This is a genomic window from Novosphingobium pentaromativorans US6-1 (genome assembly GCF_000767465.1).
GTDB classification, from domain to species: domain Bacteria; phylum Pseudomonadota; class Alphaproteobacteria; order Sphingomonadales; family Sphingomonadaceae; genus Novosphingobium; species Novosphingobium pentaromativorans.
In genome coordinates, this window is record NZ_CP009292.1 from 292794 (window position 1) to 317390 (window position 24597).

21 protein-coding genes are annotated in these 24597 nt (G+C 62.8%); 15 read left to right on the top strand and 6 right to left on the bottom strand.

Going from position 1 to position 24597, the window contains the following annotated elements:
- Window positions 1-8 precede the first annotated feature (8 nt).
- Together lldD and JI59_RS20085 are read right to left on the bottom strand one after the other, a co-directional pair.
- Window positions 9-1148, bottom strand: a complete 1140-nt coding sequence (lldD, locus tag JI59_RS20080) for an FMN-dependent L-lactate dehydrogenase LldD (RefSeq protein WP_007014550.1) — start codon at window positions 1146-1148, stop codon at window positions 9-11.
- Window positions 1145-2563 (bottom strand): FGGY-family carbohydrate kinase, encoded by a 1419-nt coding sequence (locus JI59_RS20085; RefSeq protein ID WP_007014549.1) that lies wholly within the window; start codon window positions 2561-2563, stop codon window positions 1145-1147. The genes lldD and JI59_RS20085 overlap by 4 nt, the downstream gene beginning before the upstream one ends.
- Before the next feature lie 89 nt (window positions 2564-2652).
- Here JI59_RS20085 and JI59_RS20090 point away from each other — a divergent pair, with 89 nt between their 5' ends.
- The 3 genes from JI59_RS20090 to JI59_RS20100 all read left to right on the top strand — a co-directional run bounded on the left by JI59_RS20090 (window position 2653) and on the right by JI59_RS20100 (window position 9780).
- Entirely contained in the window at window positions 2653-4773 is a 2121-nt protein-coding gene (locus tag JI59_RS20090; RefSeq protein WP_007014548.1) for a bifunctional rhamnulose-1-phosphate aldolase/short-chain dehydrogenase, read from the top strand.
- 189 nt (window positions 4774-4962) lie between these two features.
- Window positions 4963-6252 (top strand): L-rhamnose catabolism isomerase, encoded by a 1290-nt coding sequence (gene rhaI, locus JI59_RS20095; RefSeq protein WP_007014547.1) that lies wholly within the window; start codon window positions 4963-4965, stop codon window positions 6250-6252.
- An 87-nt stretch (window positions 6253-6339) separates the two neighbouring features.
- Window positions 6340-9780 carry a glycosyl hydrolase gene (locus JI59_RS20100; RefSeq protein ID WP_007014546.1) on the top strand — a complete coding sequence of 1147 codons (3441 nt, stop codon included), beginning with the start codon at window positions 6340-6342 and terminating at the stop codon, window positions 9778-9780.
- A gap of 334 nt (window positions 9781-10114) precedes the next feature.
- Here the strand turns inward: JI59_RS20100 and JI59_RS20105 are convergent, their stop codons facing one another.
- Window positions 10115-10996: a helix-turn-helix domain-containing protein gene (locus tag JI59_RS20105; RefSeq protein ID WP_039858105.1), complete on the bottom strand. Its 882-nt coding sequence runs from the start codon at window positions 10994-10996 to the stop codon at window positions 10115-10117.
- A gap of 126 nt (window positions 10997-11122) precedes the next feature.
- Here JI59_RS20105 and pobA point away from each other — a divergent pair, with 126 nt between their 5' ends.
- From pobA to JI59_RS20125, 4 genes are all read left to right on the top strand, one after another.
- Window positions 11123-12292, top strand: a complete 1170-nt coding sequence (gene pobA, locus JI59_RS20110) for a 4-hydroxybenzoate 3-monooxygenase (RefSeq protein ID WP_007014544.1) — start codon at window positions 11123-11125, stop codon at window positions 12290-12292.
- A gap of 242 nt (window positions 12293-12534) precedes the next feature.
- Window positions 12535-12930 carry a protocatechuate 4,5-dioxygenase subunit alpha gene (locus JI59_RS20115; protein WP_052118010.1) on the top strand — a complete coding sequence of 132 codons (396 nt, stop codon included), beginning with the start codon at window positions 12535-12537 and terminating at the stop codon, window positions 12928-12930.
- Between the two features lie 4 nt (window positions 12931-12934).
- Entirely contained in the window at window positions 12935-13774 is an 840-nt protein-coding gene (locus JI59_RS20120; RefSeq protein WP_007014542.1) for a class III extradiol dioxygenase family protein, read from the top strand.
- A 23-nt stretch (window positions 13775-13797) separates the two neighbouring features.
- On the top strand, window positions 13798-14388 hold the full coding sequence (locus JI59_RS20125) for a cytochrome P450 family protein (RefSeq protein ID WP_007014541.1): 591 nt from the start codon (window positions 13798-13800) through the stop codon (window positions 14386-14388).
- On the opposite strand, the gene JI59_RS20130 is transcribed toward JI59_RS20125, so the two are convergent.
- From JI59_RS20130 to ligK, 3 genes are read right to left on the bottom strand one after another with little or no spacing between them, the layout of a single operon-like run.
- Window positions 14367-15257: an amidohydrolase family protein gene (locus JI59_RS20130; protein WP_007014540.1), complete on the bottom strand. Its 891-nt coding sequence runs from the start codon at window positions 15255-15257 to the stop codon at window positions 14367-14369. The two genes, JI59_RS20125 and JI59_RS20130, sit on opposite strands and share 22 nt — an antisense overlap.
- A complete protein-coding gene (locus JI59_RS20135) occupies window positions 15250-16314 on the bottom strand; it encodes a 4-oxalomesaconate tautomerase (protein ID WP_039858104.1) in 1065 nt (354 codons plus the stop codon). The genes JI59_RS20130 and JI59_RS20135 overlap by 8 nt, the downstream gene beginning before the upstream one ends.
- Window positions 16307-16981 carry a 4-carboxy-4-hydroxy-2-oxoadipate aldolase/oxaloacetate decarboxylase gene (gene ligK / locus JI59_RS20140; RefSeq protein ID WP_007014538.1) on the bottom strand — a complete coding sequence of 225 codons (675 nt, stop codon included), beginning with the start codon at window positions 16979-16981 and terminating at the stop codon, window positions 16307-16309. The genes JI59_RS20135 and ligK overlap by 8 nt, the downstream gene beginning before the upstream one ends.
- 99 nt (window positions 16982-17080) lie before the next feature.
- Here ligK and JI59_RS20145 point away from each other — a divergent pair, with 99 nt between their 5' ends.
- From JI59_RS20145 to JI59_RS20180, 8 genes are all read left to right on the top strand, one after another.
- Window positions 17081-18235 (top strand): LysR family transcriptional regulator, encoded by a 1155-nt coding sequence (locus JI59_RS20145; RefSeq protein WP_039858102.1) that lies wholly within the window; start codon window positions 17081-17083, stop codon window positions 18233-18235.
- Window positions 18236-18343: 108 nt separating this feature from the next.
- Window positions 18344-19213, top strand: a complete 870-nt coding sequence (locus JI59_RS20150) for an NAD(P)-dependent oxidoreductase (protein WP_007014536.1) — start codon at window positions 18344-18346, stop codon at window positions 19211-19213.
- Window positions 19210-20235, top strand: coding sequence for an amidohydrolase family protein (locus JI59_RS20155; RefSeq protein WP_007014535.1), 1026 nt, complete (start codon window positions 19210-19212; stop codon window positions 20233-20235). Before JI59_RS20150 ends, JI59_RS20155 begins: the two co-directional genes overlap by 4 nt.
- A gap of 4 nt (window positions 20236-20239) precedes the next feature.
- A complete protein-coding gene (locus tag JI59_RS20160) occupies window positions 20240-21274 on the top strand; it encodes an aromatic ring-hydroxylating oxygenase subunit alpha (RefSeq protein ID WP_007014534.1) in 1035 nt (344 codons plus the stop codon).
- Window positions 21271-21681, top strand: coding sequence for a protocatechuate 4,5-dioxygenase subunit alpha (gene ligA, locus JI59_RS20165; protein ID WP_007014533.1), 411 nt, complete (start codon window positions 21271-21273; stop codon window positions 21679-21681). Before JI59_RS20160 ends, ligA begins: the two co-directional genes overlap by 4 nt.
- A gap of 1 nt (window position 21682) precedes the next feature.
- Complete coding sequence (locus tag JI59_RS20170) at window positions 21683-22591, top strand: class III extradiol dioxygenase subunit beta (protein ID WP_007014532.1); 909 nt, start codon at window positions 21683-21685, stop codon at window positions 22589-22591.
- 30 nt (window positions 22592-22621) lie between these two features.
- On the top strand, window positions 22622-23581 hold the full coding sequence (locus JI59_RS20175; RefSeq protein ID WP_007014531.1) for a Gfo/Idh/MocA family oxidoreductase: 960 nt from the start codon (window positions 22622-22624) through the stop codon (window positions 23579-23581).
- Window positions 23581-24573 carry an aldo/keto reductase gene (locus JI59_RS20180; protein ID WP_039858166.1) on the top strand — a complete coding sequence of 331 codons (993 nt, stop codon included), beginning with the start codon at window positions 23581-23583 and terminating at the stop codon, window positions 24571-24573. The genes JI59_RS20175 and JI59_RS20180 overlap by 1 nt, the downstream gene beginning before the upstream one ends.
- Window positions 24574-24597: the final 24 nt, after the last annotated feature.

Here is a 24597-nt window from a genome sequence, read left to right on the forward strand (position 1 = left end):
TCGCTCATTTATGCGAGAACGCTGCCGTCGATCTCTGCAATCTTTGTCGTTCCGGTCAGCGCCATGGCGACGCGCATTTCAGCTTCGATCAAGCCCAGCATCTTGGTGATCCCTGCCTGGCCGCCTGCAGCGAGAGCCCAGGCCCATGCGCGCCCGAGCAGCACGCCTTTTGCGCCCAGCGCCAGCATGCGAACGACGTCGAGGCCCGACCGTATGCCGCCGTCCGCAAGCACGGTCAGGCGGTCGCCGACGGACTCTGCGATCGGGGGCAGGGCTCGCGCGCTTGAAAGCACGCCGTCCAGCTGTCGGCCGCCGTGGTTGGAAACGACGATGCCGTCGGCCCCCAGCTCTGCCGCTTCGCGCGCGTCCTCGGGATCGAGAATGCCCTTGATGACCAGCGGCCCCTTCCATTCGGATCGAATGAAATCGAGGTCGCGCCAGTTGATCGAAGGGTCGAAGTTGGCGCGCATCCAGGCGAAGAAATCCTCGATGCCGGTCTTGCCCTGCAGGACGGGCGCGACATTGCCCAGGGTATGGGGGCGGCCCCGGAGGCCGACATCCCAGGCCCAGCCTGGTCGCGCCAAGGCCTGAGCCGCGCGCCATGTCGCGCCCTTGAGGCCCGATGCTCCGGCCAGCCCTGTATGATAGTCGCGATATCGGCTGCCAGGTACCGGCATGTCGACGGTAAAGACCAGTGTCGAACAGCCTGCTGCCACGGCCTGCGCCAACAGGTCCTTCATGAACGCCCGGTCGCGAATCATGTACAGCTGGAACCAGAACGGCTTGCTGGCGGCCGCTGCGACTTCAACCAGCGGACAGGCACCGACGGTCGAGAGGGTGAAGGGAACGCCGGCCTTTTCGGCCGCGCGTACGGCTTGGCATTCCCCGCGCCGGGCATTGAGGCCGGCAAGGCCGATGGGCGCAAGGGCAAGCGGCAAAGCCAGTTTCTGGCCGAACAGCTCGGTCGACAGGTCGAGCCGCGAAACATCGCGCATCACGCGCTGGCGCAGGGCCAATCCGGCCAGATCCTCGACGTTCCGGCGCAAGGTCGCTTCGGCATAGGAGCCGCCTTCAATGTATTCGAACAGGAAGCGGGGCAGGCGCCGCCTTGCCGCTTCGCGAAAGTCGGGAACCGATGCGACGATCATGCTTCACCCCTTGCCACTGCTGCGCGCCATTTTGCCCGGTACGATTGCAGGTCTCCTTCGAGAGGTTCAACCCGGCACAGCCCTGCGGCCGGCTTGAGCAGGGGATTGATCAAACGCAGCGCTCCGAAAGAGACATCGTTGTGCGCATTGGCGACGAACACTTCGGTATCGGGCCGCAGTGCCGCAAGCGCCCGTACGAAGACTTCCGCCTCGGCAAAGCGTCCTTCGATGAGAAGTCGGTTCTTCGACCCGATGAGATCGAGCGAAGTGTCGGCCACGAGGGCTGCATAAAGGCAGATGGCCGCGCGGCGTGCGTACCAGGTGCCTGCCCATTCGACCGGAGCATTGAGCCAGCAGGCCTTGCCGCGCGGGAAGGGGCCGAATCCCGGAGTGAGCGTAGGCATCATCACGGTTCCGCGCTCGAGCAGCGCAGGCACGGCTTCCATGAGTTTGCATTGATCGGGCTTGATATCCACCCTGCGCGTGTCGAGCTGGATGACGGTCTCGATCTCGCGCCCGCCCATGAAGCGGGCTGAAGGTACAGGCCAGCCATAGGCGTCGACATTGACCAGCGTGTCGCGCGCTTCGGACAGGGACGCGATCGATACGGTTTCGGCGGCCAGGCGCATCGCGATGAACCAGGTGCCGGTCGACAGGATCGTGGCTTCCTGCCGGGCGATCTGGGGGAAGCCGCGGGCGGCGAGCAGGGCGGCATTGGAATCGTGCAGGCCGGCATGGACCTGGATGCCCGCTGCCAGCCCCGTTTCGATGGCAAGGTCGGCGCGTAGCGGTCCGACCACCTGGCTGGCCTTGACCACCGGCGCGAATCGCTGCGCCCAGCCCATGCGTTCGGCCATGGGAGAGAAGCGCGCGTCGCTGGGGCACCACAAGTCGGTGTGGCAGCCAAGGCTGGTCACTTCGCTGACCGCCTTGCCCGTCAGGAACCAGGCCCAGTATTGCGACCAGGGAACAAGCGTCGCTCCCGCCATTTCCTGAGGGTAGAGGCGCGACATCCAGTAGACCTGCGCGCCGAGATTGAGGCCGTCAGGCAGGGCGGGGCTGCCGGTCAGCGCGAAGGAATCGCGCTCGCGGCGGTAGTCCTCCATCACCTCCTGCGGGATCGGCTGCTCATAGTCGAGCGGAGGGAACAGGGCTCCTTCGCTGCCCAGCGCAACGAAGGCGGCGCCATGGGCGACCGGGATGATCGCTTCGACGGGATGGGCGGAGAATGCCGCGAGCGTCGCCTTGAGCCATGCCGCAATCCGCGCGGCATCCAGACGGCGCAAGCCGGCATCCTCGCACGGGGCATTCGGGCGAACCTGCCGATCCAGCATTCGACCCTCGCGAGTCCACAAGGTAACCTTGCTGAGCGTCTTGCCGATATCGACGACGATGTAGGAACCGGTACCTGACATGCTCTCCCTTGTGAGCATTTTGATTGAATATGATTGGTTTCTATCGAATCAGATTGATAGTGGGAAGAGGCAATGTTAAGCGGGGCGCCATGAATACGATCACCGCGCCATCGCCTCTAGCCGCAATTCCTTTTGCTGTCCCGGAAAGCCGCTGGGACGAAGCGGTCGCGGCATCGCTTACTCCGGAAGAGCTTCTGCTCTACCGCTCCAACCTTCTCGGTTCGGATCTCACCGTTACCAATTTTGGCGGCGGCAATACCTCGGCCAAGCTGGTCGAGGTCGATCCGATCACGGGCGAGCAGGTCGAAATACTCTGGGTCAAGGGTTCGGGCGGCGATATCGGTTCGATGAAGCTCGACGGTTTCGCGACGCTCTATCAGGAAAAGCTGCTCAGCCTCGAAAAGCACTATGGCGGGCCGGACGATGACGACAAGATGGTCGGCTACCTGCCTCACTGCACCTTCAATCTCAATTCGCGCGCGGCTTCGATCGATACGCCTTTGCATTCGCTGCTGCCTTTTGCGCACGTTGATCACGTTCACCCGGATGCGATCATTGCGCTGGCGGCCTCTTCGGGGGGAGAGGCCGTCACCATGGAAATATGGGGCGGCAAGATCGGCTGGTTGCCCTGGAAGCGTCCGGGCTACACGCTTGGCGTGCAACTGCGCGATTTCGTCAAGGCTAACCCGCAGGTCGAAGGCGTGATGCTGGCCGGCCACGGGATCATCTGCTGGGCCGACAGCGCCCGGGCCTGTTACGAGCATACCGTCTCGCTCATCGCCGATGCGGCCAAGTACCTCAATTCCAGGCTTGCTGAAAAACCGGCTTTAGGCGGCGCCTCCGCTACTCTCTTCTCCTCGGCGGAACGCGCGGCCATGGCCGCCGACCTTATGCCTCGCCTGCGCGGTCTGATGATCGGGGCGCGGCGTAAGGTCGGCCATTTTTCGGATGATGCCGAAGCGCTGGAATTCGTGAACTCGGTCGATTTCGAGCGCTTGGCTGCGCTCGGCACTTCGTGCCCGGACCATTTCCTGCGTACCAAGATCGCGCCGCTCACGCTCGATCCCGCACGCCTTCAGGACGATGCGTACCTGGCCGGGAAGGTCGCCGACTACCGTGAACTCTACGCCGCCTATTACGAGCGCTGCAAGCGTTCCAATTCGCCGGCGATGCGCGATTCCAACCCGGTTGTCGTCTTGGTCCCGGGCCTTGGCCGCATCACGTTCGCCACCGACAAGACTACCGCCCGTCTCGCTGGTGAGTTTTATGGCAACGCCATCAACGTCATGCGCGGAGCCGAGGCGATTGGCGATTACATCGCGCTCGACGAGCAGGAAGCCTTCGACATCGAATACTGGCTGCTCGAGGAAGCCAAGCTGCAGCGCATGCCTGCACCCAAGTCGCTGGTCGGCCGCATCGCTCTGGTCACAGGAGGTGCCGGCGGCATCGGAGCAGCCACGGCGGCGCGCCTGATGGCGGACGGGGCCTGCGTGATGCTGGCTGACCGTGACGAACAGGCTGTTGGTGAAGTGCGCGAAGGTTTTGCCCGCCAGTTCGGCAGCGATATCGTTCGCTCCGTTGTTTGCGACGTGACGGATGAAGCGCAGGTAAGCGAGGCGTTCGCTGCATGTGCCCGCGAATTCGGCGGACTCGATATTCTTGTCGCCAATGCCGGCATTGCATCCTCGGCCCCGATCGAGGAAACGACCATCGCTTTGTGGAACCGCAATTACGACGTCCTGGCCCAGGGCTATTTCCTGAGCTCGCGCGCCGCTTGGCCGCTGTTGAAGGGCATGAAGGAGCAGGGCGGTTCTTCGGTCGTGTTCATCGGTTCGAAGAACGGTGTGGCTGCTGCCACCAATGCCAGTGCCTATGCTTCGGCGAAGGCAGCCGCCAACCACCTGGCCCGCTGCCTGGCTCTGGAAGGCGCGTCGCACGGGATTCGCGTCAATGTGGTGAATCCCGACGCGGTGATCCAGGGGAGCCGGATCTGGGACGGCGACTGGCGCAAGGAGCGCGCAGGCGCCCATGGTATCGACGCGGGCAAGGAACTTGAGGAACATTACCGCCAGCGCTCGATGCTCAAGCGCGATGTCCTGCCTTCGGACATTGCCGAAGCCGTCTATTTCCTCGCCAGCGACATGTCGGCAAAGTCGACCGGAAACATGATCAATGTCGACGCGGGTAACGCACAGGCGTTTACGCGATGACTTAAGTCTTATCGGGAGAGGAAGATCATATGTCCGGACGTTACCTGATGACGGCTGCGCTGCTGGCGGCCACTTGCCTGACCACCCCGGCTTCGGCCTGGGGCCGCCGGGGACCACCACTGGACTGATGATGGATGAGTTCCTTGCATGGATCGACATGCGGGGACTTTTAATAGCGAAGGCACAACCATGAACATGCCCCTTTCCGCCGAACTGATCGCCGAGGCCAATACGCGCGACCTTGAAGCGCTGGAGGACGATTACGCGAGCCTCGGACGCAAGCTTGAGCGGGCCGGCATCGCCATCGATGCGATCAAGGAGCGGGTTGCCGACTTTTCCCTTGCCGTGCCGACCTGGGGAGCGGGGCGTGGCGGCACGCGCTTCGCCAAGTTCCCCATTGCCGGCGAGCCGACCAACATCCACGAGAAGCTCGAGGACTGTGCAGTCATAAGCCAGCTTTCGCGCCTGACTCCGCGTGTCTCGCCGCATTTCCCATGGGACAAGGTGTCCGACTACGGCGCGCTGCGCGAAGAGGCGGCGAGCCTTGGCCTGGGCTTCGATGCGGTGAATTCGAATACCTTCCAGGACCAGCCCGGCCAGGCAAAGAGTTACGCAACCGGCTCGCTCTCCTCGACGGTTGCCGCAACGCGCCAGCAGGCTGTCGAGCATAACGTAGAATGCATCGAGATCGGCCGCCAGCTCGGCTCTACCGATCTAACCGTCTGGGTCGGCGACGGCACCAATTTCCCCGGACAGCAGGATCTGGCGCGCAGTCTCGACCGCTACCTCGACGCGGCAGCGCAGGTCTATGCCGCACTGCCCGATGACTGGCGGATGCTGCTTGAACACAAGATGTTCGAGCCGGCATTCTATTCGACCGTGATCAGCGACTGGGGCTCCTCGATACTTGCCGCGCAGGAGCTGGGCCCCAAGGCCAAGTGTCTTGTCGACCTGGGCCATCACGCGCCCAACGTGAACATCGAGCAGATCGTTGCCCGCCTGCACCGCTTCGGAAAGCTGGGCGGTTTCCATTTCAACGACAGCAAGTATGGGGACGACGACCTCGATTCCGGATCGATCAATCCGCACCAGCTGTTCCTCGTCTTCAACGAGCTGGTCGAAGCCGAACTGAACCCGCGAGAGGGCTTCAATCCCAACTACATGATCGATCAGTCCCACAACGTGACCGATCCGATTGAATCCATGCTGTCCTCGGCCGAGACGATAGGTGCATGCTTCGCCAAGGCACTGCTGGTCGATCGCGAGGCGCTGCACATGGCGCAGGAAGCCAATGACACGATGATGGCCTTCCAGGCCCTGCGCCGGGCTTATAACGTGGATGTTTCGCCGATCCTGGCCATGGCGAGACACGAAAACGGCGGGGCGATCGACATGCTGGGCACTTATCGCGAAAGCCGGTGGCGCGACCGCAAGGCGCAGGAGCGCAAGGCCGTGGGACTGGGCGCTGGGATCGTCTGATCCGGTCCATCGGTCCCAGGTTTCGGGCTTTGCATGTCCGGGGTTTATTTCATAACTGCTTTACAAGACGGATAAACGGGAGACTTCATGCCGCGCCGCTCGCTTCGCATCGTACTGGGCCTTGCTACCGCGCTGAGCGCATTGCCCGCCATGGCGGAAAACAGGGCGGAGGCCGACGAGACTTCTGCCGCGGCCCGAGCAGCGGCGCCTCTCGAAGTTGCCTTTCAGGATCCACCCGATGCGGCACGCCCGCGTGTGTGGTGGCACTGGATGAACGGCAACATCACGAAGGACGGTATCCGCAAGGATCTGGAATGGATGAAGCGCATCGGCATTGGCGGCCTCCAGAATTTCGACGCCAATCTCCAGACACCGCAAGTGGTCGATCATCGACTCGTGTACATGACACCGGAATGGAAGGACGCCTTCCGGTTTGCCGCGCATGAAGCCGATCGGCTCGATCTGGAACTGGCGATTGCATCTTCTCCAGGCTGGTCCGAAACCGGTGGTCCCTGGGTGAAACCGCAGGATGGGCTCAAGAAACTGGTCTGGAGCGAAACGACCCTCGCGCCCGGCAAACGCTTTGTCGGGAAGCTGCCGTCCCCGCCGGAAACGACCGGGCCTTTCCAGACTCTCGGACTGCCGCTCAGCATCGAAGAGATCATTTCGGGCAAGCCGGAAGGTGCCGGCGGCGTGACCTATGGCGGGCAGGTTGGCGTGATCGCCTTCCCTGTCTCCGATGCCGGCGCATTGCCCGTCCCAAACGCATCCGACGGAGCGGGCAACCCGCTTTCGGGAAAGGCGCTGATCGATGCCGACATCGCTGGCGGCGTTACTCTCGCGCGTGAGGAGGGCAAGGCCCCGTCGCTCAGGCTTGATTACGCGCACCCTGTTACGGCTCGTGCGGCGACGGTCTTCGTTCCGAACATCAAGGTTCCCTTCGCGGGCGCGGCTTTTATCGGGGCTCTGGAAGCCAGCAAGGACGGTGTGAACTGGCAGCCGATAGAGCGGTTCGATCTTGCCAATGTTCCGACGACGATCGGCTTCGCTGCCGTCAAGGCAGCGCATTTTCGACTGGTACTCAATCCGCGCGAACCCGATGCCAGCCTCGGCTCCCCGGCACCGGGCGTTGCCACGGCCGGCCTGTTTGACGGGATTGCCAGGACTATGGCGAGTCAGCCGCTAGTCGTCGGACAGTTCCAGTTACGCGGCGAAGCCCTTGTCGATCGCTTCGAGACCAAGGCAGGCTTCGTGATGAGCCGCGATTACCATGCGCTGGGCGGGCCGAAGGACGGCGCCAAGGGTATCGAGCCGCAGAACGTAGTCGACCTGACCGAAAAGCTGCGACCCGATGGTACGCTAGACTGGAACGCGCCTCCGCTTCCGGCCGGCCAGCATTGGCGGGTGCTGCGACTGGGCTATTCGCTGCTGGGCACGACGAACCATCCCGCTCCGCCCGAGGCGACGGGACTTGAGGTCGACAAGTTCGATGGCAATGCCGTCAGGAACTACCTTGAGCACTACATCGGCATGTACAAGGACGCTGCCGGCGCCGATATGGTCGGCAAGCGCGGGGTTCGGGCGATCCTGACCGACTCGATTGAAGTGGGCGAGGCCAACTGGACGCCCAGGATGCTCGAACAGTTCCAGCGCCTGCGTGGTTACGATGCGCGTCCATGGCTTCCGGCACTGACCGGCACGATCGTCGGCACGCGCGCGCAGTCCGACCGGTTCCTCTACGACTATCGCCGGACCCTCGCGGACCTGCTTGCCAGCGAGCATTACGGGACAGTGGTCAAGGTCGCCCATGAGAACGACCTCAAGGTCTATGGCGAGGCGCTGGAAGACCATCGGCCGATGCTGGGTGACGACATGGCGATGCGCAGCCATGCGGACGTTCCGATGGCCGCTCTATGGACATTCGATCGCAAGGAGGGCCCGCGCCAGACGCTGATCGCGGATATGAAGGGCGCGGCTTCGGTTGCTCATCTCTACGGACAGAACCTCGTCGCCGCGGAGTCGATGACGGCCGCCATGGCGCCCTGGGCCTTCGCACCCAAGGATCTCAAGCGGTTCATCGATCTTGAATTCGTGTCGGGCGTTAACCGCCCGATTATCCATACCTCGGTGCACGTTCCGGTCGACGACAAGAAGCCGGGCCTGTCGCTGTTCATCTTCGGCCAGTACTTCAACCGGCAGGAAAGCTGGGCGGAATTGGCGCGGCCCTGGATGGACTACATGGCCCGCAGTTCGCTTCTCCTGCAAGAAGGGCGCAACCTGGCCGACGTCGCCTATTTCTACGGTGAAGAAGCCCCGCTTACGGGCCTCTACGGTGATGAGCCTGTTGCCGACGCACCCATTCGCTACGCCTATGATTTTCTCAATTTCAATGCCTTGACCGAGCTTCTTGCCAACGATGGTCAGGATGTCGTTGCACCGAGCGGTGCGCGCTACAAGGCGATCTATCTCGGCGGTTCGTCGAGCCACATGACGTTGGCGGCCCTGCGCAAACTGGCTGCCCTCGTGGAAGGCGGCGCGACAGTGGTCGGCATGGCTCCCATCGCAACGCCCAGCAACACGGGCGCGCAGGAAGGCAATCTGGCCGAGTGGTCGTCGCTGGTCGCGAGGCTCTGGCCGGGAAGCGATTATGCGCGCGTCGGCAAGGGCCGTGTGATCGCCTCGAAGGATATCGAAGCCGCACTGAAGACGATGGGCGTTGCAACCGATTTCAGCTTCACCGGCGCAGAAGCCGGAGCGACGATTCCCTTCGTCCATCGCCGTGACGACAAGGGCGAGATCTATTACCTCGTCAATCAGCAGGAGGCTGCGCAGTCGATCGAGGCGCACTTTCGCGTTACCGGCAAGCAGCCTGAGCTCTGGCATCCTGAGACCGGCAAGAGCGAACCTGTCAGCTACCGCATCAGCGGGAACGAAACTGTGGTGCCATTGCAGCTTGACGGTGAAGAGGCTGTCTTCGTTGTCTTCCGCAAGCCCGCCATGAAAGACGCTGTCACGCTTGTCGCGCAAAGCCAACGGGAAATCGCGGCACTCGATGGTGAGTGGCACGTTGCGTTCCAGGCCGATCGCGGAGCGCCTGCAAGCATTGATCTCGCCCAGCTTGAACCGCTGGAAAAGAACGTGAATCCGGGTGTGAAATATTTCTCCGGAATAGCGACTTACTCCCGGAATTTCACTCTATCCGGCAAGTGGGGAAAGAGCCGCTCGCTGTGGCTCGATCTCGGCAAGGTCGGCGATCTCGCACAGGTTTCGATCAATGGCGTGGACGTCGGGACGGCCTGGCATACACCTTACCGTCTCGACATCGGCAAGGCCGTTCGCAAGGGGCAGAACACCCTGGAGATCCGAGTTGCCAATACATGGGTCAATCGCCTGATCGGCGACCGACAGGACGGCGCGCAGAAGATCACCTGGACTGCAATGCCGACTTACCGCGCCGATGCGCCCTTGCGTCCATCCGGACTGATCGGTCCCGTGCGGCTGATGGAGCAAACCGACGGCGCAGATTGAAACGCGCGCGCTTGCCAAGGCACCACGTGCGGATCAAGACTTGAGGGATGGTAATGACATCCCCTGAGCCTGCGCTGCCCCCGCACCGGCGGCAGATCGATCTGCGCGCCGTCCTTACCTTCAGGGCGGTGCGCTCTACAAGGCGCCCGCCGACCTGGAAGCCGTAGGCTGACACGAAGACCATTGATGGCGTAATCGTGGGGTGCGGTCCATCTCGATCACGAGATGATGTGGCTGTTCCAGTCTGCTCGCCTTCTTTACCGACATTGCCTGAGGGATCGGACATTGCCCATCAGTCCTCCCCTCAACCGTCGCAGCCTGCTTGCCGCAAGTGCTAGCCCGGCGACCGCTCGTCCCCGCCCGCCCGGCTGCCCGACTTGTCGGCCAGTGGCCGCCTGCCCGTCATGCGGCGGTAGAAGCGGGAGAAATAGGACGGGTCGGAGAAACCCAGGTCGTCGGCGACTTCGACGATGCTGGCATTGCTGAAGAAGAGCAGCCGCTGCGCTTCGAGTATGAGCCGGGCGTGGATCAGTTCGACAGGCGTGCAGTCCAGCCTCTTGCGGCAAATGCGGGTGAGGGTCTTGTCGGTGACGCCCAGTCGTTCGGCGTACCAGCCAAGGCTCCGATGTTCGCGCAAGTGTAACTCGACCAGTTGGCGAAAGCCGGACAGCCGGGCGTCTTCCGCAGGAAGGACTCCGTCTTCCTCCTTCTCGCCCGGCAGCGACCGGATGAGCGCTTCGGCAAGGGCGAGGAACAGCGGCTGCGGCGTGCGCCAGTCGGATTGGATGGCCAGTAACTCCCGGCAGAGCCATTCGACGCGCTTCTCGTCTGCGCGCGGAACCGTGCCGCTGGCCCCGCGTGTGAGCATGTGCAGCATGGGATCGGTTGCATCGCCGGCCCGGGTTATGAAGCCTGGCGACAGGGACAGGACATGGCCCAAGGTCTCGGGCGAGAACCGGAAGCCGTGAACGCTTCCAATCGGGACGACCATGAAGCAAGGCGCCTCCAGAGTCCGGACCAGATCGTCACAGCGGAACTCTACCTGTCCCTGCGATACCAGCAGGGCCTGCACGCTGTGAAGGTGGCGATGGGGTGATATTTCCCAGTCATACAGGGCACTTCTTGCTGCGATCGTCTCAATATGTGCGAAATCCGGCGCGGGTTCACTCTCATCCTCACCATAGAGCAGAAAGTTCGGAATCGGGTTTAGGGTCATGCGCGGTGTCCTGAAAGTACCGGCATATTGGCCTCGCGGTGCCTTCCTGTCGAGCCCTGCAAGGCCCATCTTCCAGGGGGTATCGGACGCACCTGATCAAAGTGCGCCGTTTGAGGACGAAGGCAAATGCGTAAACAGGTTGCAATTATCGGAGCCGGCCCTGCTGGCCTGTTGCTGGGTCACCTTCTCAAGGCTGAGGGCGTCGATTGCGTCGTTCTCGAGCGACAGTCGGGCCCCTACGTGCTGTCGCGCATCCGCGCCGGTGTGCTCGAGCAGGTAACCGTCGGCCTCATGGAACGCCTCGGCCTCGACGCGCGAATGAAGGCGGAGGGGCTTCCGCATGACGGTTTCAACCTCGCCGATGGCGAGCGTCTGATCCATATCGACATTGCCGAACTGACCGGCAAGCAGGTCATGGTCTATGGCCAGACCGAACTGACACGCGACCTGATGGAAGCGTCCGAGCCGCGCGGCGTCGAGGTGATCTACGAGGCCGCGGATGTCGCGCTTCACGATATCGTGAGCGATGCGCCTTACGTGACCTACACCCGCGATGGCAGCACGCATCGCATCGACGCGCGGTTCATTGTCGGCTGCGACGGTTTCCATGGTCCCTCTCGGCAGGCCATTCCCGCCTCCGCCGGACGGAGTTTCGAGCGCGTCTATCCTTTCGGTTGGCTGGGCATCCTGGCCGATGTGCCGCCTTGTAATCACGAGCTGATCTACGCCAACCACGAGCGCGGCTTTGCCCTTGCCTCGATGCGCAGCAATACGCGCAGCCGCTATTACATCGACGTGCCGCTGACCGAGAAAATCGAGGACTGGTCGGACGATCGCATCTGGGACGAACTGGCTATCCGCCTCGGCCCCGATGCCGCCGCGCACATCGTTCGCGGCCCTTCGCTCGAGAAGTCGATTGCGCCGCTGCGCTCCTTCGTATTCGAGCCCATGCGCCATGGAAGTCTGTTGCTGTGCGGCGATGCCGCGCACATCGTTCCGCCCACCGGCGCCAAGGGACTGAACCTGGCTGCCAGCGACGTCCATTACGCGGCCGAAGCACTGCTCGGCTTCTTCAAGTCGAACGACAACGATGCGATTGCCGGCTATTCGGAAAAGGCGCTGGCCCGAGTGTGGAAGTCGGAGCGTTTCAGCTGGTCGCTCACGCGGCTCATGCATCGCTTCCCGGAAGATGGCCCGTTCGAGCGCCGCATGCAGGTAGCCGAACTCGACTACATCGCTTCGAGCGAAGCCGCCCAGCGATCGATTGCGGAAAATTACGTGGGCCTGCCTGTCTGAAGGCATATCCTGCAGCTCCTCTGGGTCGCAACCGGAGGATGGACGAAGGGGAGGCGAAAGCCTTCCCTTTTTCGTTCGAGAAGCCGATACTTCCTCCTTTGGGTATAAGTCTGCGCTAATTCTGATTGCAATGTTGCAGGATTGACGTCGCCGTCCCGATTGCTTGATCCAGGTCAACAGGTCGGACTGCAAGGTGCGCCAGGCTCTCCTCAAGGCGAAAATGTCTGATGGAGTTGCAGGGTATGGATGGGACGAGGAACCTCGCTGGCTCTGGCGAAAGCAAGAGGGCGACAATACCGGGCACGCCGCTGTTCGATGGCCAGGCCGCGGATAAGGGCTACCAGCTCAATGCCATGTGCTATTCGTTCAACGACGCCAGGAATCGGGCGGCCTTCATCGCCGATGAGTCCGGCTATTGCGAACGCTTCGGCTTGACGCCGCATCAGCGCGAAGCCGTTGCCGCGCGGAATGTGCTGGCGATGATCGAGGCCGGCGGAAACATTTACTATCTCGCCAAGCTGGCGGGAATTTTCGGCCTCAACGTGCAGGACGTCGGCGCACAGCAGACGGGAATGACGGTCGAGGCTTTCAAGCAGATGCTGCTCGACCAGGCGCAACCATTGCAGGAAGGGAAATAAGATCATGGCAAAGATCCTGGGCGGCTACTTCACCAGCCACGTTCCTTCCATCGGCGGTGCAATCATGCGCGGTGACCAGGAAACGCCATACTGGAAGCCCTTCTTCGATGGCTTCCCGCCGGTGCGTGAGTGGCTCGCCGAGACGAAACCCGATGTGGCCGTGTGCTTCTACAACGATCACGGGCTGAACTTCTTCCTCGACAAGATGCCGACATTCGCGGTGGGCGCAGCCAGGGAATACCGCAATGAAGACGAAGGCTGGGGCCTGCCCGTGTACAAGCCCTTTGCCGGCCATCCCGACCTCAGCTGGCATGTCATCGAGCAGCTGGTCGATGACGAATTCGATGTGACGACATGCCAATCGATGCTGGTCGATCATGCGCTGTCGCTGCCTTTCGAGCTGGCCTGGCCCGATGCCGATGCCTGGCCGGTCAAGCTGGTGCCGATTGCGATCAATACGGTGCAATTCCCGCTTCCATCAGCGAAGCGCTGCCTTGCGCTGGGACGGAGCGTCCACAAGGCATTGTCGAACTGGCAGGGTGACGAGAAGATCGTGGTCATCGGTACGGGTGGCCTCTCGCATCAGCTCGATGGTGAGCGCGCAGGCTTCATGAACCCCGAATACGATCGCTTCTGCATGGACAACCTTGCCGACGATCCCGACGCGCTCACCCGGGACAGCGTGCGGGACATCGTGCGCCTTGCAGGATCGCAGGGCGTCGAAATCCTGAACTGGATTGCCGCACGCGGAGCGCTGGGCGAGAATGCCCGCGAGACGCATCGCAACTACCACATCCCTATTTCCAACACCGCCGCTGCGACAATGCTGCTGGAATCGGTCTGACACTTAGAAGGCGGGAGAGTCGCATGGACGTACTTGAAGACCCGGGTTTCACATTCGATCCCTATTCGCCTGGCATCGATGCAAACCAGTTTCCGGCCTACAAGATCCTGCGCGACGAATATCCATGCTTCTGGAGCGAGCAGGCCGGGAAATGGGTGCTCTCGCGCTACGATGATATCCTTGCCGCCCTGCCCAACTGGCGGATCTACAGTTCGGCAAAGGGCAATCTGGTCGATGAGTTCCCGGGACGCGCGGGGTCGACCCTGGGAAGTTTCGATCCGCCGCGACATGACCGTCTGCGCGGTCTGATCCAGTCGGCTGTGACCAAACGGGCGCTCGACCACCTGATCGCGCCTGCCAAGGCTTCGGCGCGGATGCATCTTGCGGCACTGGAGGGCCGCGAGAGCTTCGATTTCGTAGGCGAGTTCGGCTCGAAAGTAACGGTCGACCTGCTCTTCCACTTATTCGCCCTGCCGCGTCGTCCAACTTCCGAAGCCCGAAAGCGCTTCGGCTTTCCATCGGTTGACGATCAAACGAAAGGCCCCGCCGGATCGCTCCGACGGGGCCTGTCTGTCTCGGCTATACTGGTACCTTATAGTTCTTCGGGCCAGTAGAGGCGCATCGGGTTGGTGACGAGGAGCTTGCGCTGCAGCTCTTCGGTAGGCGCGATGCGCGGGATCATGTCGACGATGTGGCCATCGTCGGGGATCTCGTCCTGCATGTTCGGGTGCGGCCAGTCGGTGCCCCAGATCACGCGGTCCTGATAGTCGGCGACCAGCGGCGCGACGGCATCGGCGAAGGCGTCCCAGGGATCGCCCTTGCCACCTTCCTTGATCGCGTCGAGGCGATCTGGACAGGTCGGCTTGAACCAGATGTCGTCCCTGCTCTCAAGGAAAGCGCGGAATGCCTTCATGTCGGCTCCGTCCGGCCCCTGGGTCACGTCGGGACGGCCCATGTGGTCGACGACGAGGGGGACCGGGATCGCGTCCATGAACGGGCGCAGTTCCTCGAGGATGTCGGCCTCGAAGTAGATTACAACGTGCCATCCCTTTGGCAGACGGCGGGCTACTTCGAGGAACTTGTCCTTGGGTGCATCGTCGACGAGGCGCTTGAGGAAGTTAAACCGAATGCCGCGAATGCCGCCTTCGTGCAGCGCGGCAAGATCGGCTTCGGAAATTGCCGGATCGACGACGGCAACGCCGCGCGCCTTGCCCTGCGACTTGGCAATGGCATCTAGCGTGGCGGCATTGTCCGTGCCGTGGCAGCTCGCCTGGACGATCACGTTGCGCGTGAAACCGAGGTGATCGCGCAGGGCAAAGAGCTTGTCCGGCCCGGCATCTTCGGGAAGGTATTTCGCCTTGGCGCTGAACGGGAACTGCGCCATCGGACCAAAGACGTGGCAATGCGCGTCGACGGCGCCTGCCGGCGGCGTATAGCCAGGCTTGCTCGGCGCGCCGTGCCAGGAAACGATACGATCAGACATAGACAATCCCGTCCATCAGCTTGCGGGCAGTTCGAAGGAGAGCAGCGGTCTTGACGTTGCCACCCTCGTCGGTTTCGAGGACGCAGGACATCTCACCGGTCGGGTGTTCGACCGAGAGCGTCTTGCGGAGACCCTCAGGGATTTCGGCCAGCTCTGCCGCAGGCGAGCCTTCGATGAGGCAGGCGGTGGCGACCGAGACAGCGCCCAGGACGCCGATCGTGGCGTGGGCACGGTGCGGGATGAAACTGCGAACCGTGATCGCGCCGCCGTTCTTCGGACGCGCCACCAGCATCATCTTGGGGACTGACTTTTCCTTGACGTCGCCAAGGTTCATCGTCTCGCCCACGGCAAGCCGGATCGCCTCGATCTTCGCCTTCAGCTCGGTATTGGCATCGAGGCTGTCGCGGTCCTCGTAGCCGGTGATGCCGACGTCCTCAGCCTTCATCACTACGCAGGGCATGCCGTTGTCGATCAGCGTTACGGGCACGCCGTTGACGACGTCGACGGCATTGCCGCTGGGCAGGAGCGCGCCGCACGAGGATCCGGCAGTGTCGCGAAACTCGAGCGGGACGGGGGCGTGGGTGCCGGGCACGCCGTCAATCGCTGCGTCTCCGGCGTAGGAGACCTGGCCGCCCGGCGTCTGCACGGTGGCAACGGCGACCTGGCCGGTATTTTCCATGTAGATCGCAACGCGGGTTTCATCGCCGCTGGCATCGACGAGGCCGCGTTCGATCGCGAAGGGGCCGATCCCGGCGAGGATGTTGCCGCAGTTCTGCGCATCACTGACGATGGCCTGGTCGACGAAGACCTGCAGGAACAGGTAATCGACGTCGATCCCTTCGCGGGTGGACTTGCTGACGACCGCGACCTTGCTGGTCAGAGGGTCGGCGCCTCCCATGCCATCGATCTGGCGCGGATCGGGTGAGCCCATGACGCCGAGGAGGAATGCATCGCGCGCCGCGGTATCTGTGGGCAGGTCATCCTTGAGGAAGTAGCCGCCCTTGGATGTCCCCCCGCGCATCCACATGACGGGTGCGCTGGATTGGACGTCAGACATACTTTAGGCCTTCCTTCTCGAGGCGCTCGCGCATCTTGTACATGTCGAGGCCGAGGACGCCTGCGGCGAGCTTCTCACGCTTTTCGCCTTCGTTGGCTTCGCGTGCACGGGCCTTCTCGAGAACTTCAGCGGCCTTTTCGCGCGGCACGACGACGACGCCGTCATCGTCGGCGACGATCACGTCGCCCGGCTGCACGGCCGCGTTGGCGCAAACGACAGGGACGTTGACCGAGCCGAGCGTATTCTTGACGGTGCCCTGCGCGTAGACGGCCTTCGACCAGACGGGGAAACCCATCTCGGTAAGGTCTCGCACATCACGCACGCCTGCGTCGATGACGAGGCCACGGCAGCCGCGCGCCATGGCGCTGGTGGCCAGCAGGTCTCCAAAATAGCCGTCTTCGCAGGGGCTGGTCGGGGCCAGCAGAAGGATGTCGCCTTCCTTGAGCTGTTCGATGGCGACATGGACCATCCAGTTGTCACCCGGAGGGGCGCTGATCGTCACTGCCGAACCGGCGATGCGGGCGCCTGCGTAGATCGGGCGCATGTAGCTGGCGAGAAGGCCGGTGCGTCCCTGCGCTTCGTGAACAGTGGCGACGCCGCACTGGGCCAGGCCGTCGATCACCTCGGGGGCCGCGCGTTCGATGTTCTGGACGACAATACCGCTCATCAATCTACTCCTCTGCTTCCCTGCACAGATGGATGACCCCTGGCCTAGAGGGAAAGAGAAACTTTGGACTAGCGATTGGTTTTGGCTAAGAGTGTCTGCATGGAAATATGGAGTCTCAACCTTCGGCACTTGCGGGCCGTGGCGAAAATCGCGGAACTCGGGACCGTGAATGCGGCCGCGGCCGCTGTAAATCTCAGTCAGCCCGCAATAACACAGGCGTTGAGTCGTCTCGAGGCCATGCTTGGCCTGCCGCTGTTCGAGCGCCGGCACGACGGGATGATTCCGACTCGTGCCGGAGATGTCCTAGCGCCGCGCATAATTACCGCGCTCGCCCATATCCAGAGCCCGCACGTGACGATGTCGCGACTGCGCGCCTTGCTCGCGCTGGCCGAGACCGGAAGCTATGCCGGCGCAGGGCAGGAGACCGGCCTGTCGCTGCCGTCGATACACCGCGCGGTGAACGATCTGGCGCTGGCGCTGCGCCGACCGCTGGTGGTGCGACGGGGCAAGTTCGTCATTACGACCGAAGCGGGCAACCAGCTCGCCCGTGAATTCCGGCTCGCCCGGGTCGAGCTGGAGGCTGGCCTGTCCGAAGTGGAGGCGCTTCGGGGATATGAGACGCGGCGGATCGCGATCGGCGCCATGCCGCTGTCGCGGGCGCGCGTTCTGCCGGCGGCCGTGGCGCGGTTCCTCTCACGTCGTCCGCAGGTCAAGCTCACGATTGTCGAGGGCTCGCGCGCTGAGCTGGTCGAGCCGCTGCGCAATGGTTCGCTGGATGTCATCGTCGGTGCCTTGCGTGATCCGCTGATCGAGGAAGACCTCGTCCAGCGCCCACTGTTCGACGATGCGCCGGCCATTTTTGCGCGAAAGGGGCATCCTCTCGGCGAGGGCATCCCCACGTTGGCCCAGATGGCAAACTATCCCTTCTGCCTCGCTCCGCGCGGTACACCGCTGCGCGACAGTTTCGAGCGCTACTTTACCGAGAATGGGCAGGCGCTTCCCGAAGTGCCCGTGGAATCCGGATCGGCGCTGATGATCCGCCAGGTGATGATGAACTCAGACTTTCTGGCCTTGCTTTCGCCCGATCAGATGCAGGTCGAAGTGCAGGCAGGATGGGTCCGCGAACTGGCTCGCTTGCCGCATGGTTATGAGCGCACCATCGGCATGACGACGCGAGCATCGCTGCGCCCCACCGAGGTCCAGGCCGAGTTCTTCGCGGATCTGCAAGCTGCTTCAACGGAAATTGCCGAGTAGTCCAGCCCCTTGAAACAGGTCCGCTGCCTGAGGGTGGATTAGTCTTAGATTATATCGCAAAGCCAGTTCCGATTGGTCTTGATGCTGATGGCCGGGCATTGAGGTTGCATGAATAATTCCATAGCTCTCATTGGGTTTGGGGAGGCAGGATCGACCTTTGCGCAAGGTGCGCAATGGCGCGGCAATGCCAGGGCTTTCGATATCGAACCGTCGCGGCACGATGCGATGGATTCGCAAGGCATTATCGCCTGCGATAGTCTTGCTGCAGCGCTTGAAGGTGCGCAGCTTGTTCTCTCGCTGGTTACCGCGGATGCAGCGGCGCGAGTGGCGCGCGCGGCGGCGCCCCTGCTTGGCGAGGGCGCGCTGTTCTGCGACATGAATTCGGTGGCTCCCGATACCAAGCGGACTGCGGCGCAGGCCGTGGCCGAGGGTAAAGGGCACTACGTCGACGTCGCCGTGCTTGCCCCTGTCGAGCCAGCGCGCATGAAGGTGCCGCTGCTCGTTTCGGGTGCCAAGGCGCCTGAGGCGCAGGAATTGCTCGGTAAGGCCGGTTTCGCCAATGTGCGCACGGTGGGCGAGCAGGTCGGCCGGGCATCGGCGATCAAGCTGGTGCGTTCGGTCATGGTCAAGGGGCTTGAGGCCCTGACCGCCGAAATGATGATGGCCGCGCATGCCGAGGGCGTGGCGCAAGAGGTTCTCGCGTCGCTCGATGCCAGCGAGAAGTCGGTCGGTTGGGCCGAAAGGGCCGACTACAACCTGGACCGGATGTTGATCCATGGCCGCCGCCGTGCAGCCGAGATGCAGGAAGCGGCGCAGATGCTGCGTTCGCTGGGAATCGACCCGCTGATGACGGATAATACCGTCAACTGGCAGCGATCGCTCGGGCAGCTGGCAATGACGCCGCTTCCCGAAGGTTACGAAGCCAAGCTCGCCGGAATCGCGGCGACTGGCACATTCAAGAGAGGAGATGGGCAATGACGCTGGTCATTGACTGCCACGGTCACTACACGGTTTTGCCCAAGGGGCACGATGCATGGCGCGAGGCCCAGAAGGCCGCCTTCAAGGCGGGCGAGGCGCCGCCGCCTTATCCCGAGATTTCCGATGACGAGATCCGCGAGACGATCGAGCAGAACCAGCTGCGCCTGATCAAGGAGCGCGGCGCCGACCTGACGATCTTTTCCCCGCGCGCGTCGGCCATGGCTCACCACGTCGGCGACCAGGTTGTGTCCGAAGAGTGGGCGCAGCACTGCAACAACCTGATCTACCGCGTGACCAAGCTCTACCCCGAGACGTTCGTGGGCGTGTGCATGTTGCCGCAGAGCCCGAAGGCGGACCTTACGGCTTCGGTCAAGGAACTGCGCCGCTGCGTCGAGGAACTCGGCTTCATCGGCTGCAACCTCAATCCCGATCCGGGGGGCGGCCATTTCGAACATCCGCCGCTGACCGATGAATACTGGTTCCCGATCTACGAAGCGATGTGCGAGCTGGACGTTCCGGCGATGGTCCACGTTTCGGGTTCGTGCAACCCGGCGATGCACGCGACCGGCGGCTTCTACCTCGCGGCCGATACGGTTGCCTTCATGCAGCTGCTGCAGGGCGACCTGTTCAGCCGCTTCCCGAACCTGCGCTTCATCATTCCGCACGGCGGCGGCGCTGTGCCGTTCCACTGGGGCCGCTATCGCGGGCTTGCCGACATGCTCAAGCAGCCCTCGCTTGACCAGCACCTGATGAACAACGTGTTTTTCGACACTTGCGTCTATCATCAGCCCGGCATCAACCTGCTGGCCGAAGTGATCGAGACGAAGAACATCCTGTTCGGCTCGGAAATGGTCGGCGCGGTGCGCGGCATCGATCCGCAGACCGGGCACTATTTCGATGACACCAAGCGTTACGTCGACGCGCTGGATATCAGCGAAGAGCAGCGTCACGCCATCTTCGAGGGCAACGCGCGCCGCGTGTTCCCGCGCCTCGATGCACAACTCAAGGAAAGGGGGCTCTGAGGCCATGAGCACTTGGCTTACCAATCAGTGGTACGTTGCCGCATGGGATGCGGAGGTCGATTCCGCGCCGCTTTCACGAACGATCTGCGGTGTACCGGTCATGCTCTACCGCAAGCTTGACCGTTCGGTCGTTGCCATGCGCGATGCCTGCCCGCACCGCCTGCTGCCGCTGTCGATGGGCATTCGCGAAGGCGATTCCATCCGCTGCAAGTATCACGGCCTGAAACTCGGGCCGGACGGCGTTGCGGAAGAAATGCCGCTCAAGTCCGAAGCGGTGAACAAGCGTGTCTGCGCCGAGACTTTCGCGGTCGCGGAAAAGCACCGCTTCATCTGGATCTGGGTGGGCGAAAAGGACAAGGCCGACCCCGCGCTGATTCCCGATCTTTGGCCGTGCAGCACCAAGGGCTGGGTCTTCGACGGTGGCTACTATCCGATCAAGTGCGACTATCGCCTGATGATCGATAACCTGATGGACCTCACGCACGAGACTTACGTGCACTCCAGCTCCATCGGCCAGGAAGAGATCCTCGAGGCGCCGCTCGAATGCCGGGTCGAAGACGAGCGCGTTTTCCTTTCGCGCTGGATGCCGGGGATCGACGCGCCGCCGTTCTGGCGCAATGCTCTCAAAAAGCCCGGACCGGTCGACCGCTGGCAGATCTGCCAGTTCCTGCTGCCCTCCGCCGTCATGATCGACGTCGGTGTCGCGCCTGTCGATGCAGGTGCCACGCTGGAAGATCACGACCAGGGCGTTCGCGGCATGGTGGTCGACTTCATGACGCCCGAAACCGAGACCAGCCATCACTACTTCTGGGGCATGGCACGCAACTTCGACATCGACGACACCGGCTTCACTGCGCGGTTCAAGGCCCAGCAGGGCGGCGTCTTTGCCGAGGACCGCGAGATTCTCGAAGCGCAGCAGGCGGCCATCCTTGCGAACCCGGGCAAGAAGCTGGCGGCCTATCGCATCGACGAAGGCGGCGTGCGCGCGCGCCAGATCATCACGCGCAAGATGCGCGCGGCCGAGGAGGTCGATGGATGAGCAGCTACAAGGACATCCACGAATATCTCGCCGACTTCGAGGACATTCCGGGAACCCGCGTCTACACGGCGGCACGGGCGCGCAAGGGCTATCACCTCAACCAGTTCGCGATGAGCCTGATGAAGCCCGAGAACCGCGAGCGGTGGAAGGCCGACGAGCGCGCCTATCTCGACGAATGGCCGATGAGCGAGGAACAAAAGCAGGCAGTGCTCGATCGCGACTACAACCGGCTGCTCGATCTTGGCGGGAACATCTACTTCCTCTCCAAGGTCTTCTCCACCGACGGCCTCAGCTTCGTGCAGGCCGTCTCGACGATGACCGGAATGAGCGTGGAAGACTATCAGGCGATGATGAATGCCGGTGGCCGCTCGCCCAAGGGCGTTCGCTCCAAGCGGGAAGGAAACTGACATGGCGCGCATTACTGCAGGCGTCGGCTCGAGCCACGTGCCGCTGCTCGGCGTGGCGGCGGACCAGGGCAAGGACCGGGACGCCTACTTCAAGCCGATCTTCGACGGCTACGATTGGACCAGGAAGTGGATTGCGGACGAGGCAAAGCCGGATGTCGTGATCCTCGTCTACAACGATCACGCTTCGGCATTCGACATGAGCATCGTGCCGACTTTCGCCATCGGCTGCGGTGAACGCTATGCGCCGGCCGACGAAGGCTGGGGCCCGCGCCCCGTGCCCGACGTCATCGGCCACCCGGATCTGGCATGGCACATCGCCCAGAGCCTCATCCTCGACGAATTCGACATGACGATCATCAACGAGATGGATGTCGATCACGGCCTGACTGTGCCGCTGACGATGATGTACGGTGCGCCCGAGGCGTGGCCGGTCAAGGTCATTCCGCTCGCAGTCAACGTCGTTACCTATCCGCCGCCATCGGGCAACCGCTGCTGGGCGCTGGGCGAGGCGATTGCCCGCGCGGTCAACAGCTTCGATGAGGATCTCAACGTGCAGATCTGGGGCACCGGCGGCATGAGCCACCAACTCCAGGGGCAGCGTGCGGGCCTTATCAATGCCGAGTGGGACAACAGGTTCATGGACGGCCTTGTCGGGGATACCCAGTCCCTGCGTTCGATCCCGCACATCGAATACCTTCGCGAGACCGGGTCCGAAGGGATCGAAATGGTCATGTGGCTGATCATGCGCGGCGCGCTCGGCAAGAGCACGAAGTGCCTGCACCGTCACTACCACGTACCTTGTTCGAACACCGCAATCGGGCATATCGTGCTCGAACCGGTCGACGGCACGGTTCCTCCCAGTCCTACGCTGGAAGGAAACAATGCCGCAGCGCAGTCGCTGATAAGCTGAAATCACAAGAGTTTTCCAAGGAGTAATCCCATGCGTATTGCCCTCGTCGGCGCCGGAGCCTTCGGCGAAAAGCACATCGACGCGCTTGCCCAGGTCGATGACGTCGAAGTCGTCACCATTGTCAGCGCATCGCTGGAAGAGGCCCGCAAGCTGGCCGACAAGCACGGCATTGCCGATGTCAGCGATAGCTATGAGGAAACCCTCAAGCGCGACGACATCGACGCGGTCATCCTGACCACGCCCACCCCGATGCACGCCAGGCAGGCGATCCAGGCGATGGACGCCGGCAAGCACGTCGAAGTCGAAATTCCGGTCGCCGATTCCTGGGCCGATGCCCAGGCCGTGCTCGCCAAGCAGCAGGAAACCGGGTTGGTCTGCATGGTTGGCCATACCCGCCGTTTCAATCCCTCGCACCAGTGGGTGAAGAAGCGCATCGAAGCGGGCGAGTTCAATATCCAGGCGATGGACGTCGAGACCTTCTTCTTCCGCCGCAAGAACATCAACGCCAAGGGCGAGCCGCGCTCGTGGACCGACCACCTGCTCTGGCACCACGCCGCGCACAGCGTCGACATCTTCCAGTACATGACCGGCAGCAAGGTGGTTGCCGGTCACGTGCTGCAGGGCCCCAAGCACCCGGAACTCGGCATCGCCATGGATATGTCGATCCAGCTGAAGACCGAGGCCGGCCAGATCCTGACCCTCGCGTTGTCGTTCAACAATGACGGTCCGCTTGGCACCTTCTTCCGCTATATCGGCGACACCGGCACGTACATCGCGCGCTACGACGACCTGGTGAACGGCAAGGAAGAGCCGATCGACGTATCGAAGGTCGACATCTCGATGAACGGCATCGAGCTGCAGGATCGCGAGTTCGTTGCCGCGATCCGCGAAGGCCGTGAGCCCAACGGCTCGGTCCAGAGCGTGTTCGAATGCTACCGCGTGCTGGGCGATCTCGCCGCGCAGCTCGACGCGCAGGACGGTTGGTCCTGATGATGCAGCGCAACCTCGCCGGCAAGGCGCTCAACCCGGTCGGGCTGGGCTGCATGAACGTGGCCTGGGCCTACGGCAACGCGCCGAGCCGCGAGGATGCCCTGGCCCTGTTCCGCCACGCGCTCGACAAGGGCTGCGGCCATTTTGACACGGCCAACATCTATGGCAAGGGCGTCTCCGAGGAGATCCTCGGGGAAGCGATCGGCAATCGTCGCGAGGAATTCTTCCTTGCAACGAAGACCGGAATCGTCGTCGACGGCCCGCGTCGCGGGATCGACTGCAGCCCCGAGTCCATCGCAGCCTCGCTCGATGCCAGCCTGAAGCGTCTCGGCACAGATCACGTAGACTTGTTCTACATGCACCGCTTCGATCCCAGGATGCCCATCGCGGACTCGGTTGGGGCCATGGTGCGGGCGATGGAGGCCGGCAAGATCGGCGCTTACGGTGTATCGGAATGGTCCGCGGCGCATATTCGCGAAGCCCATGCGGTCCATCCAATGGCCGCGGTGCAGACCGAATACTCGCTCTGGACGCGCAATGTCGAACTTGGCGTGCTTGAAACCACGCGAGAGCTGGACATTGCCCTGGTTGCCTTCTCGCCGGTCGCGCGCGGTGCGCTCGCTGGCGCCGTAACCGATGTTTCGGCCCTTGCCGAAACCGACTTGCGGCGCAGCCACCCGCGCTTCCTGCCGGGTGCCTGGGAAAAGAACCTCGAGTTGATCGAGCAGTTCAACGCGCTGGCCAGTGAAGCGGGACTGGCGCCGGCGCAGCTGGCCCTGGCCTGGGTACTTTCGCGTTCGGACAATATCCATGTTATCCCGGGCACGCGCTCGATCGATCATTGGGCGCAGAACGATGCGGCAGGCGGCATGACCGTCGACGCATCCGTTCTCGATCGCGCCGATGCGCTGATCAACCAGCAGACGGTGACCGGACATCGCTATCCGGAAGTCATGCGCGGCACGATCGATACCGAAGACTATCCCGTTTGAGGGCAGGGCCCCGATCAGGGGCAT

Coding starts and splice junctions, on each gene's coding strand:
- JI59_RS20130 (WP_007014540.1), bottom strand. CDS start 15,257: ATGTCTGATCGTATCGTTTCCTGGCACGGCGCGCCGAGCAAGCCTGGC.
- lldD (WP_007014550.1), bottom strand. CDS start 1,148: ATGATCGTCGCATCGGTTCCCGACTTTCGCGAAGCGGCAAGGCGGCGC.
- JI59_RS20175 (WP_007014531.1), top strand. CDS start 22,622: ATGCGTATTGCCCTCGTCGGCGCCGGAGCCTTCGGCGAAAAGCACATC.
- JI59_RS20135 (WP_039858104.1), bottom strand. CDS start 16,314: ATGTCTGACGTCCAATCCAGCGCACCCGTCATGTGGATGCGCGGGGGG.
- JI59_RS20100 (WP_007014546.1), top strand. CDS start 6,340: ATGCCGCGCCGCTCGCTTCGCATCGTACTGGGCCTTGCTACCGCGCTG.
- rhaI (WP_007014547.1), top strand. CDS start 4,963: ATGAACATGCCCCTTTCCGCCGAACTGATCGCCGAGGCCAATACGCGC.
- JI59_RS20125 (WP_007014541.1), top strand. CDS start 13,798: ATGGACGTACTTGAAGACCCGGGTTTCACATTCGATCCCTATTCGCCT.
- ligA (WP_007014533.1), top strand. CDS start 21,271: ATGAGCAGCTACAAGGACATCCACGAATATCTCGCCGACTTCGAGGAC.
- JI59_RS20150 (WP_007014536.1), top strand. CDS start 18,344: ATGAATAATTCCATAGCTCTCATTGGGTTTGGGGAGGCAGGATCGACC.
- ligK (WP_007014538.1), bottom strand. CDS start 16,981: ATGAGCGGTATTGTCGTCCAGAACATCGAACGCGCGGCCCCCGAGGTG.
- JI59_RS20145 (WP_039858102.1), top strand. CDS start 17,081: ATGGAAATATGGAGTCTCAACCTTCGGCACTTGCGGGCCGTGGCGAAA.
- JI59_RS20160 (WP_007014534.1), top strand. CDS start 20,240: ATGAGCACTTGGCTTACCAATCAGTGGTACGTTGCCGCATGGGATGCG.
- pobA (WP_007014544.1), top strand. CDS start 11,123: ATGCGTAAACAGGTTGCAATTATCGGAGCCGGCCCTGCTGGCCTGTTG.
- JI59_RS20180 (WP_039858166.1), top strand. CDS start 23,581: ATGATGCAGCGCAACCTCGCCGGCAAGGCGCTCAACCCGGTCGGGCTG.
- JI59_RS20090 (WP_007014548.1), top strand. CDS start 2,653: ATGAATACGATCACCGCGCCATCGCCTCTAGCCGCAATTCCTTTTGCT.
- JI59_RS20155 (WP_007014535.1), top strand. CDS start 19,210: ATGACGCTGGTCATTGACTGCCACGGTCACTACACGGTTTTGCCCAAG.
- JI59_RS20120 (WP_007014542.1), top strand. CDS start 12,935: ATGGCAAAGATCCTGGGCGGCTACTTCACCAGCCACGTTCCTTCCATC.
- JI59_RS20115 (WP_052118010.1), top strand. CDS start 12,535: ATGGATGGGACGAGGAACCTCGCTGGCTCTGGCGAAAGCAAGAGGGCG.
- JI59_RS20085 (WP_007014549.1), bottom strand. CDS start 2,563: ATGTCAGGTACCGGTTCCTACATCGTCGTCGATATCGGCAAGACGCTC.
- JI59_RS20105 (WP_039858105.1), bottom strand. CDS start 10,996: ATGACCCTAAACCCGATTCCGAACTTTCTGCTCTATGGTGAGGATGAG.
- JI59_RS20170 (WP_007014532.1), top strand. CDS start 21,683: ATGGCGCGCATTACTGCAGGCGTCGGCTCGAGCCACGTGCCGCTGCTC.